Annotated in this window: 18 protein-coding genes; 17 read left to right on the plus strand and 1 reads right to left on the minus strand. The window is 45.1% G+C overall.

From position 1 onward, the window contains the following. Positions 1 to 497 (plus strand): hypothetical protein (locus ABW391_RS13385; RefSeq protein WP_353482383.1); only part of this gene is annotated, 497 nt, incomplete at its 5' end. A gap of 40 nt (positions 498 to 537) precedes the next feature. On the opposite strand, the gene ABW391_RS13390 is transcribed toward ABW391_RS13385, so the two are convergent. Then, entirely contained in the window at positions 538 to 1491 is a 954-nt protein-coding gene (locus tag ABW391_RS13390) for a TRAP transporter substrate-binding protein (RefSeq protein ID WP_353482384.1), read from the minus strand. 160 nt (positions 1492 to 1651) lie between these two features. Between ABW391_RS13390 and ABW391_RS13395 the strand changes: the two genes are divergently transcribed. The 16 genes from ABW391_RS13395 to ABW391_RS13470 all read left to right on the plus strand — a co-directional run. Beyond that, positions 1652 to 2122, plus strand: a complete 471-nt coding sequence (locus tag ABW391_RS13395) for a hypothetical protein (RefSeq protein ID WP_353482385.1) — start codon at positions 1652 to 1654, stop codon at positions 2120 to 2122. A gap of 74 nt (positions 2123 to 2196) precedes the next feature. After that, positions 2197 to 2946, plus strand: a complete 750-nt coding sequence (locus ABW391_RS13400; RefSeq protein WP_353482386.1) for a hypothetical protein — start codon at positions 2197 to 2199, stop codon at positions 2944 to 2946. Between the two features lie 9 nt (positions 2947 to 2955). Further along, the gene (locus ABW391_RS13405) at positions 2956 to 3084 is read left to right on the plus strand and encodes a hypothetical protein (RefSeq protein WP_353482387.1); all 129 of its coding nucleotides are present in this window, start codon (positions 2956 to 2958) and stop codon (positions 3082 to 3084) included. Positions 3085 to 3212: 128 nt separating this feature from the next. Further along, complete coding sequence (locus tag ABW391_RS13410) at positions 3213 to 3548, plus strand: hypothetical protein (RefSeq protein WP_353482388.1); 336 nt, start codon at positions 3213 to 3215, stop codon at positions 3546 to 3548. A gap of 75 nt (positions 3549 to 3623) precedes the next feature. Then, positions 3624 to 3875, plus strand: a complete 252-nt coding sequence (locus tag ABW391_RS13415; RefSeq protein ID WP_353482389.1) for a hypothetical protein — start codon at positions 3624 to 3626, stop codon at positions 3873 to 3875. After that, the gene (locus ABW391_RS13420; protein ID WP_353482390.1) at positions 3875 to 4123 is read left to right on the plus strand and encodes a hypothetical protein; all 249 of its coding nucleotides are present in this window, start codon (positions 3875 to 3877) and stop codon (positions 4121 to 4123) included. The genes ABW391_RS13415 and ABW391_RS13420 overlap by 1 nt, the downstream gene beginning before the upstream one ends. Positions 4124 to 4204: 81 nt before the next feature. Further along, positions 4205 to 5005 (plus strand): hypothetical protein, encoded by an 801-nt coding sequence (locus ABW391_RS13425; RefSeq protein WP_353482391.1) that lies wholly within the window; start codon positions 4205 to 4207, stop codon positions 5003 to 5005. Between the two features lie 21 nt (positions 5006 to 5026). After that, positions 5027 to 5218, plus strand: a complete 192-nt coding sequence (locus ABW391_RS13430) for an Hc1-related histone H1-like protein (protein ID WP_353482392.1) — start codon at positions 5027 to 5029, stop codon at positions 5216 to 5218. 272 nt (positions 5219 to 5490) lie between these two features. After that, positions 5491 to 6006, plus strand: a complete 516-nt coding sequence (locus tag ABW391_RS13435; protein ID WP_353482393.1) for a hypothetical protein — start codon at positions 5491 to 5493, stop codon at positions 6004 to 6006. An 83-nt stretch (positions 6007 to 6089) separates the two neighbouring features. Beyond that, positions 6090 to 6665, plus strand: a complete 576-nt coding sequence (locus ABW391_RS13440; protein ID WP_353482394.1) for a cell wall hydrolase — start codon at positions 6090 to 6092, stop codon at positions 6663 to 6665. Next, entirely contained in the window at positions 6665 to 6979 is a 315-nt protein-coding gene (locus ABW391_RS13445; RefSeq protein WP_353482395.1) for a hypothetical protein, read from the plus strand. Before ABW391_RS13440 ends, ABW391_RS13445 begins: the two co-directional genes overlap by 1 nt. A 44-nt stretch (positions 6980 to 7023) precedes the next feature. Further along, positions 7024 to 7254 (plus strand): hypothetical protein, encoded by a 231-nt coding sequence (locus tag ABW391_RS13450; RefSeq protein ID WP_353482396.1) that lies wholly within the window; start codon positions 7024 to 7026, stop codon positions 7252 to 7254. A gap of 186 nt (positions 7255 to 7440) precedes the next feature. Next, complete coding sequence (locus ABW391_RS13455) at positions 7441 to 7836, plus strand: hypothetical protein (RefSeq protein WP_353482397.1); 396 nt, start codon at positions 7441 to 7443, stop codon at positions 7834 to 7836. Between the two features lie 36 nt (positions 7837 to 7872). Further along, positions 7873 to 8721, plus strand: a complete 849-nt coding sequence (locus ABW391_RS13460) for an NUMOD3 domain-containing DNA-binding protein (RefSeq protein ID WP_353482398.1) — start codon at positions 7873 to 7875, stop codon at positions 8719 to 8721. After that, positions 8714 to 9085 carry a hypothetical protein gene (locus ABW391_RS13465; RefSeq protein ID WP_353482399.1) on the plus strand — a complete coding sequence of 124 codons (372 nt, stop codon included), beginning with the start codon at positions 8714 to 8716 and terminating at the stop codon, positions 9083 to 9085. The genes ABW391_RS13460 and ABW391_RS13465 overlap by 8 nt, the downstream gene beginning before the upstream one ends. A 253-nt stretch (positions 9086 to 9338) precedes the next feature. Continuing rightward, positions 9339 to 9763 (plus strand): SH3 beta-barrel fold-containing protein (locus ABW391_RS13470; RefSeq protein ID WP_353482400.1); only part of this gene is annotated, 425 nt, incomplete at its 3' end.

Genomic DNA, 9763 nt, shown 5'->3' on the forward strand with positions numbered 1-9763 from the left:
ACACTTATCAAACAGTAGCCGACTACTGTAGACGCAACTTGGTTCGCTTGGTTACTGAGTATCATGCTGTCGAAAACGATCAACAACTGTTGAGAGAGATACGCAACGATATTGATACGTATCTACGTAGATATCACGAGTACTGTATTCAACAACGTGACGGTATGAAAGCACACTATCACGAAGTTGGCGCAGATGAGGATTGTGACTTTGAGCATTTGATTCCAGCGGCACGTGTTCGTGATTTACTTTTGGCCAGTGCCATTTCTGTGGAGCAGTCTCTGAATGCACCCACCGTGAGGTTGAGCCGAACAAAGCATGCCGCACTCAAAGAAGCAGGATGGGCCAGTACTACGCCAGACATGTGGCTACCGTTCCGACGTTATACACAAGTGTTTGATGCCACTTATGAAACACATGATGGCACTGCTATTGGTCCGGAGACATGGACCTTACAACAGCACTTTGACTATTTCAAGCACCTTGTGATCAATTAAAGAAGCCGTAAAAAAGCCCACTTAGTGTGGGCTTGGTTGTTTATGCTGATTTGATCTTGTTGATCAATCCAGGAGTAAAATAGTCTGCGTATTTGGCATACACGTTGACTGATCTATCACGGAATTGTTGTTCAAGCTCGGCACTCATGTTTTTAACCACGATACCATCATCCAAGCAGTGAGCACGATGAACAACATCATCTGCAATGGCTTCTTCACGCTCACTCTGTGCGGCCAACAATGCGGCTTCACGGACCACAGTTTGCAAGTCTTCGCTCAGGGTGTTCCAGAAGTCTTGGTTCAAGATAATGCTGGTCAAGAACAAGTCATGATTTGAGTGCAGGATAGATTCTGTGTGATCTTGTCCTTGTGCTTCGTACAGTCTGCGATAGGTAATTTCTGCGGCATCGATTGTCTGCGCTTCGAATGCGGCTGGCATTTGATCCAGTTCCATACCCACTGGCTCCATGCCCAACTCTTTGAAGTAGGTGTGGACCACAGGACTGTGTGGCACACGAACTCGCAGTCCTTGTAAATCCTCTACAGAATCAACTGTCCGGTTGGCGCTGATAACAGTGAAACCACCTGAGTATGTGAAAGCCATACCTTTGACGTTTTTGGTGCCTTCGTTGAGACTCAAACCGCGCAGGATGTTTTGACCAATGCGTCCATCCAACACACGAGCGGCATGGTCGTCATCTTTGAACAAGAATGGCAAATCAAGCACTCGCATGTCACGAGCATACTTGCCCAGGCAGTGAGTGTACATCTGGCTGATTTCTAATTTGCCAGCATTGAGATATTCTACCAATTCAGGGTAACTCACAGCCACTCCGTTGTTGTACTTGGCGGCATACTCTTTGAGGCCTAAAATTTCAACTTCTAATTCGCCATCAGAAGCCAACGAAACCTGCTGAGCAAATTTTTCAGCGGCACGTAAAAAGATATCTAGGGGTTCGTGGGCTAGTACCCAGCGGATTGTTTTTGTTGACATTGATTCTCCATTTGATGCAGTATTTATGCTAGAAAAAGTAATACTTTACTACTAAATCAAAAGTAGTACTTGAGTACTATCTTAATGTTATTTATGTCAGGTTGACCAAATATTCCCTTTTTGCTATAATACTTGTATAGAAACTAAAAAGGGGTTCAAAATGGGTACACGCAGTCGTATTGCAGTCATGCACGGTCCTGTTGCCAAGTCAATTTATTGTCATTGGGACGGCTATCTTGAACACAATGGTGCCATCCTGCAAGAGCACTATGATTCCTCCAAAGCCAATGAATTGGTTGCCCTGGGCGACTTGTCAAGCCTGCGCCCTGATATTGGCGTCAAGCATCCTTTCTCTTGTTTAGATGCTGATGCTGGTAGCGACTATGAAGAACGCTATGGCAACATGTGTACCTTTTACGATCGCGATCGCGGCGAAACAGAATGCACCTGGTCAGTAGATCACACGTTTGAAGACTTCCTGGACCGTACCAAAGGTTGCGGTGCTGAATTTTACTATGTGATAAAAGATGGTGTATGGTATGTGGGCGACACTTACGGCTCTACTGAATTAAGTAATAAGTTAACACCACTTGCAGAAGCCATGCAAGCCGTGGAAACGGTTGACCAATAATTGCCGAACTGCTATAATATACACATATTAAGACACAAGGAGCCAGTATGCCAGGATTTGTAGACGTATCAAATATGACAGCCCGCGAAGTTCGCATGATGGATCATGCGGCCGACGCTGAAACATATCAGCCACGTCAAACTTGGAAACCCCGGGCCAAGCCCGCAGGTGTTACTCACTCTGTGGACAATGTGTGGGGTGCGGCAGTGGCGGCACAACGTATCAATGGCTCTTACGTTAAAGAGACCATGTACAAGGTTGATCCAGAAACGTCCAGCAATACTGTGGTAGACAAACGTCGCAACCGCGACATCATGCTCGACATCTTGGCCAACCCTGCTCTACTCACTGTGGAAGATATTGCACAAGGTCAGGAGTGCCGTAAGTTCTTGCAAAACGACATCACCTTCCGTGCTCTTAAAAACAAACTCACAGAGTTTGATGGCTCTGTCAGTAAAGTGCTGGCAGTTGAAGATGACTTTGATACTGTGAAACACAAGTTGGAATTGGCTGTGGTGGCGTGTCTGCCCGCAAGTCATGCTCGCAGTTTAGAGCGCCAAGCAGTTCAGGAACGAGTGCGCCAAACATCCGGCGCCTTGATCGGCACCCCCGGTGTCAAAGTCCAACTGGACGTGGAGATTGTGAAATCCAACTACAGTCAGCAATGGAACACCTGGTATGCCACTGCTGTTACCGCAGATAACTCTGCTGTGTTTTTTGCATACCGCCATGAACTGGCCCGAGGTGCAACGCATACCATTGTAGGAACCGTCAAGACTCACAGAGACGGCTCTACTCAACTCAACCGTGTGAGCATTATCTAAGGACATGTCATGAGCAAACTCATAATTGGATTCATTCTAGGCTTGGTGGTCAGTGCCGTTGGATTTTCGGGCATTGCTCGAATGTTTGACAAAGGCGTTCAAACCATCCAAACCCAAAGCAAGGAACTGGCCCAGTAAAACGGGCAAATCGAATCTTGATTGTAGCAAAAAATGGTTGACACACATACCGTTTGGTGCTATAATTTAGATATGTTGTTAACGCAACATTATTTTAAACTTTAGGCAACTTTGAAAGGCAACCTATCATGTCAGCAGACAAACTCTTTACAGTGGCGGGCACTGCAACAAACTCCGATGGTACTACTAAGGCTCGCTTTGCGAACGACTTGGTAGCCCGCATTAAGATTCTTAACAAGGCCAAATGCACCAACATCAACTTGGTAGAATTGCCCCGTGCAATGACCAAGTTAGAGGCTCTTCAGTATTTGACTGAGCAGGGCATTACAGACGGCGACGCTGGCTATGCTGTGGCCAACAAATTGGCTGAGAAGTCAAAGGTCGCCAAGCAAGGTGAAGTCATGGTCAAGGCTGTGAAAGCCTCTGCACCCAAGACCACTGCCAAGACTGCTGTGACAGCATAAGCACACTGGAGTGCCAAAAAGGCGGCTTTCGGGCCGCTTTTCTATGGCTTTTTGTTCGGGCACATAATTAATACTATGCTTGAACCAGATGATTACTTACATGAGCGCATTCAAAGTGTCATGCTCGAAGTCATGGGTGTGCTTTACGGCAACAACATTACCTTGGTGCATATGGGTGCCATGATGAGATTGTTGGGAGTACCAGACGCCAAGGCTGCCCAACATGACAATGAAATGTTGGAACTGGATGAAAAGTTCGGCGCCATGCTCGTGGAATTAAATAAAAGCACACCAAAACAAGTCCCCAAGGACGCTACTATCCATTAATGACCATACCTAACTATCGTGCAGTGGAACCACTGTACATTGTGATCCTGCGCAACAACGACAAAGCCGAATCCATGTTTCGAGCCTGGATCAAACAAAATCGAATCGAACACGCCAACATCTCGGGCAACCGAATGATGCTTCATGATCAACGTGCGTTCGAACAGTTTCGCGTGACCTGGTCTCACAACATGGACTCGGTCACGGTCTGGGATACCTGGATGAAACGGCACATTTATCTTGACTAACGGTTGACATCTCTGTTGCACAACTGTATAATACAAAATGTTATTACAGACAAATGCGTTCTATAAATATTATTACACCTTATGAATATTCCTTACAAAGTTGAAGTATTTGACAATCAAATCGATGCAGATATGTTAAAGAAAGTGTTTGAATATGCACAAAATTTAACTTGGCATCAACAACTGATACATTCAACGCCGAATCAGTTGACTGAATACCGACCGGTAGACGGATCCGGTGCCTGGGTCGATGCCAAAAGAAAATTTATCGAATCCGTTGCGGCCGGCATGCATCGTAGCCCATTGGCCAGTGACGAAGGCACCCTCGAACGCGATCATTTTTTGATTTATTTGCTTTGGAAAAAAATTAACAAGATACTGGGATCACGATACGAGATAGCAGGATATCCAGAAGGAATGTTTCATCCGGGAGTGCCACCAGATCCGTTAACCCCCAATCTAGTACCTGGCTGGCGAGTGTATCTAAATGCCACGCACAGTCCACTTGTTTGGAACTCCATGGGATATGTACACAGGGACAATCCCAATTTACAGGACGACTCATCTGTGACTATTCTGTGCGTACTTAATGATGAATGGTATCCAAGTTGGGCCGGAGAGTTCATGATCTTTCCCGAAGACCCAGAAGGCACAACAGGTGATCATCAACAATTTCATAGAAAAAAAAATCAACAGCGTAGAGATTTTCATATTGGATGGGCTGACCGTGGTCAAATGATCAGCCCTGTTCCCGGGCGTGTGATCGTTTATGACGGTAGATGCCTGCACAAGACATTGCCAAGGCAGTGTAATACTGGACCGGAAGATACACCCAGTATAAGAGTTGCTTTTAGAGCAAGATTAAAAGATAACTTAGGTTAGTCAATTGAAAAGGAGAAACAAATGACACAACACGAACAAATCGTAGCCGCTTATGAAACCTACTTGGCCGAGAATGCCAAGTTTACCGACAAAGGCGTTAAAGCCGCCGCCGCTCGTGCCCGCAAAGCCTTGCAAGAAATGAGCAAGGGCATCAAAGAGCGTCGCAAAGAAATCACTACAGAAAAAGAAGCATTGGCTACTGCCGCTAAATGATTGTAAAAGATAGTCAACTACAAACTGAATGGCCGGTCATAATGACACCCGCACAAAGAGAACAACTGGTACAAGAAAAGTTGGCTCGGGTACTGATTTGGCACCAACCGCTGGAAAAACAATATGACAAACAAAAACAGATGGACCGCAAATGTAGTTGACGACCCTGACAATCCCGGAGAACTGCTCTTGGATTTGGGTCATAAACTGTGTGCCGAAATCGGATGGAAAGTAGGCGACAAAGTAGAATGGATAGATCAAAAGGACGGTTCATGGCTACTACAGAAGAAAGCCTCAGCGAATTACTTGACCAACTCAACACAAAATCATTAGAAGACACTTACTTTGAGTGGACCGCAGAGCCTATTGATCCGCTCACAACTTATAGTGTATCTAGTGGTGGCACAAGTCATCCCTCATATGGTGCTGTACCCAATGTAACAATTGGTGGAACAAGTGCTACTAGTATCAGTGTCGGCAGTCCTGTGTGGACCACAACTACCAATAATACCGGTGATTATACTTTTGCCAATCAAAACATTCAGCCCAATACAATCCAGATCAAAGGTGAAGATGCCGATCTTTTGATCAACGAAAAGAGTCTCAAGACTTGGATGGAAAAAGTTGAAGAGCGATTAAACATCTTGACACCTAATCCTGAACTGGAAAAAGAATGGGATGAATTGCGTCGACTAGGTGAACAGTACCGCAAGTTAGAAAAGAAGTGCCGAGAGAAAGCAGACATGTGGAAGCGACTGAAGAGCATGCCTAAGCCTAACATCACCTGATAAGTACGCCGTTTACCACAAAACGGCACCATTTCGGCCCGGTCTTTGTCCGGTTCTGTAACCATTGAGTAAGTAAAACTACCATGAAAGCACAAGTTAACCATATCAGCGATCAACTCGCAATTTGGAGTCTACGGGCCTTCCGAGTCGCAGGACTTTGGATCATTGCCCTGGCCGTGATTGCTGTATGCAATCACAAGCTCAATGAACTTCGCTCAGGCGTGGAATCCATGCCAGCGGGCTATGTCAGCACTACAGAAAAGATCAAGCAGTTAGAATGCCTGACTCGCAACATCTACTGGGAAGCAGCATCAGAGCCTTTTGAAGGCAAAGTTGCTGTGGCACAAGTCACAATGAATCGTGTGGCCCACGGGAAATTTGGTGATTCAGTCTGCGGGGTGATCTATCAGAAAAACGTTTTCTACCAAAAGGTGATTTGCCAGTTCAGTTGGGTGTGCGAGACCACACACAAAACTCGACCAGTACATCCGCCCTTGTGGGCCGAATCAGAACTGGTGGCCAAAAAGGTCTTGTTAGAAAACTTTAGATTACCGGGTTTAAAGAACGCACTGTACTATCACGCAGACTATGTCAGCCCAGGCTGGAAACTGCCCAAAATTGACCAAATTGGCCGTCACATCTTTTACGGAGAACGTTAATGCCTTTCAATCTGCCTGTCACAATCATTGCTATTCGTGACTACATTACCAACAGCCTGGCACGACTTTCAGCAGACACTCTGGGCTGGTTGGCGGCCATTGTGTTGCATTGTGCAACCCTGCCCAGTTTCCTGGCCTTGATGACCGGACTGAGCGATAAAACTCCGGGACTGGACATTATCCTGTTTCTCTGGAGCGGTCTGGTTCTGCTGTTCCTTCGGGCTGTGGTCTTGAGAGACATGTTGAACATCATCACCATTGGTTTTGGGTTCATACTGCAAGCCGGATTCATGGCCTTGATCCTGTTTAAGTAAAAAGTACTACTTGACACAAAATCCTGAATATGCTATAATAAAGCATGATTAAGATTAGCACAGGTCGCCCACACAAAACTCTGCGTTCAACAGACGCCGACTTCAAATTCTCGCCCAACGGACTTACAATAGTGCCCAGAGCCAGTTTTGAAGTCAGCAAAGTATGCCCGCGAGAGTACAAACTGATCATTGCCGAGTGCATTGGCCGCGGTTGGCTCCAGCCTGTGGCACACATGCGTGACGTAGAATACACCATGGAGTTATTGAAAAAATGAAACTCTGCCCCAATTGCGATGAACGAGCCCTGTGCTGTGACCACTGTGCCTACTTCCAATTCAACGGAGATGAGAGCGGTGCCTACACCGGCGATGGTCATTGCCGACTACACAAGCGAGCAGAAGACCCCGGCAGTCTCTGTGACGAGTATTTTTGTTTTGAACTACTAGCAAAGGACCTGCCTAATGAGCATGCATCTACACCATCCCAGTCTTAGTCTCAACGGTCGTAAAAAAGGCCGGGTCAAGTTCCGCAATGCAAACGAGGCTCGCAAGGCACGTGAACTTGATGCATCCTGGAAAGAATTGCAAAAGAAGTGGGAAGTGGACGCAGAAGATAAGCGTCGTAAGCGAGCAATGAAGGCCGAGCCATTGGTATACCGATTGACCAGCGTCACAGATCGTGCAGGTACTGCTCATATTCCAAGCCGCGACACTGGGCATTCGGGAGTAGTATCTAGCAAAGCAAATCCGCAGTATACAGGCACAGAAATTATTGGAGTGACCGTTCTACATAAATCCTGTTTGCAACCTGTGTTCAACCGGCAAGAGGCAATAGACGCCGCCTCGATGAGACGATAATACACTGTTAGTAAGATGATAGGTATAAATACAAGTATGAAAAAATTTATACCGACCTACTTATATGTCAAAACACATAACATTACCGGATTGAAATATTTTGGTAAGACCACCGGAGACCCTTTCAAATATCGCGGATCCGGAATATATTGGTTGAGACACTTAAAAGAACATGGATACGATGTAAGGACTGATGTTATTGGATATTGTATGTTGCAAGAAGAATGTATGAGTATAGCAACACAATTTTCTAAAGACAACGATATTGTTAATGCTGTAAACGAAAATAACAAAAAGATATGGGCAAATCAAATTATTGAAAATGGAATTGATGGCGGTGCAACCGGTCGAACAATATATAACCCACATTCCGAAGAATCTAAGAAAAAAATGTCAGTCTCAAGAAAAGGTAGTATTCCTTGGAACAGGGGAAAAACTGGAGTATCTCCAGGGAACAAAATTCCTCGGTCAGACGAGAATAAACAACGATTAAGAGAAGCAAATTTAGGTAAAAAACAATCCCAGGAAACAATAGACAAGAGAATTGCAAAATTAAAAGGACATATTGTAACCGAAGAAACTCGGCTAAAAATTAGTGCTGGACATAAAGGAAAGAAATTGTCCTTTGATCACATACAGAAAATAAAAAAACGTGTGGTATCTAATATTACTAAACAAAAAATAAAAGAAGCCAGAAAAAAACAAACTTTTTCAGAGGAAACAAAGAAAAAATTGTCAGGTAAAGTTATCGTAGTAGATGTAAATGGTGATATCAAAAAAATACTCAAAGAAGAATACTATTCACAACCAGGACATAGAGATATGTGGAAATATGTTGCACATAACTCCAATGAAGGCAAGAAACGAAAGATGCGTCGTGGCTAACAACTATTTTGTAGTCAATGACTTGCCCAATGGCTCTTGGTCAGTGACCTGGCCTGGCTATGAATACAACGTGGTCAACAATCCTGCCAAGGTTCTCACCCTGTTAGAAATCATGTTTGACTATGTGGGTGTGGACGAAGCCATGATTGGTGTGCAAGAGTCCGGACGTGACAATGATTGGAGCACCATGCACATTTCTGGCATGTTATGGCTGGAAGAACACAGCCGAAGGCACTTGGCCGAGCGACTGGCCCGATACACAATCCCTGGTGTGAGATTTTGTGACCAATACGAAGCAGAAAAGTTCAAAACACACATGGAACAACGACTGGCCTGGAAACGACTGGGCGGTGAATGGGCATGAAAGACCTGTATTCCACTCCTGCGGCCAGACTGGACACCATACTGGGTGAGGTCTCTTTTTGGGCACAGATGCAACGGTGCAGAATGTCCGAAGAAGGTCAAAAAAATTGCACTACAGGTGCAGACACAATCACATGGTTTAGAGACACTTGGGGCATACAACTGCTACCCTCAGATGATACCATATTTGGATTCCAGCGCGGAGTCAACATTGTGGATGAGCAAAAGTACATGATTTTTTTATTGAAGTGGGCATGATTAAAAAACGTTTATTAACCTTTAAAGGAGATTGTGAAATGGGTGGTATGTGGGAAAAAGATGAAGTGGTTCGCCTGCTCCGAGGTGTGCCAGGTACTCAGTATCAAGAAGGTGATGATCAAATCAAAGAACAAATACGTGAATGGGTGAGAGGACTGCTGAAAAATAGTGAGATCAACATAACGTTTACCAAAGCAGACGGCACTGACCGTGACATGTTGTGTACCCTGGATCATAGCAGAATTCCAGTTAGTGTAGCAAAGCCGGTATCAACTACTGCGCCAGTGGATGGTATTGTGCGTGAAAGCAAAAAGCCTCGAAAAGAACCAGATCCGCATAGTATTCGAGTATTTGATGTAGAAAAGCAAGAGTGGCGCAGTTTCCGTTTTGACCGGCTCAAAAAGGTCACTGCCACCCTGGA

Origin of the sequence: Haliscomenobacter sp., assembly GCF_040403615.1 — a bacterium.
Classification (GTDB): Bacteria; Bacteroidota; Bacteroidia; order Chitinophagales; family Saprospiraceae; genus Haliscomenobacter.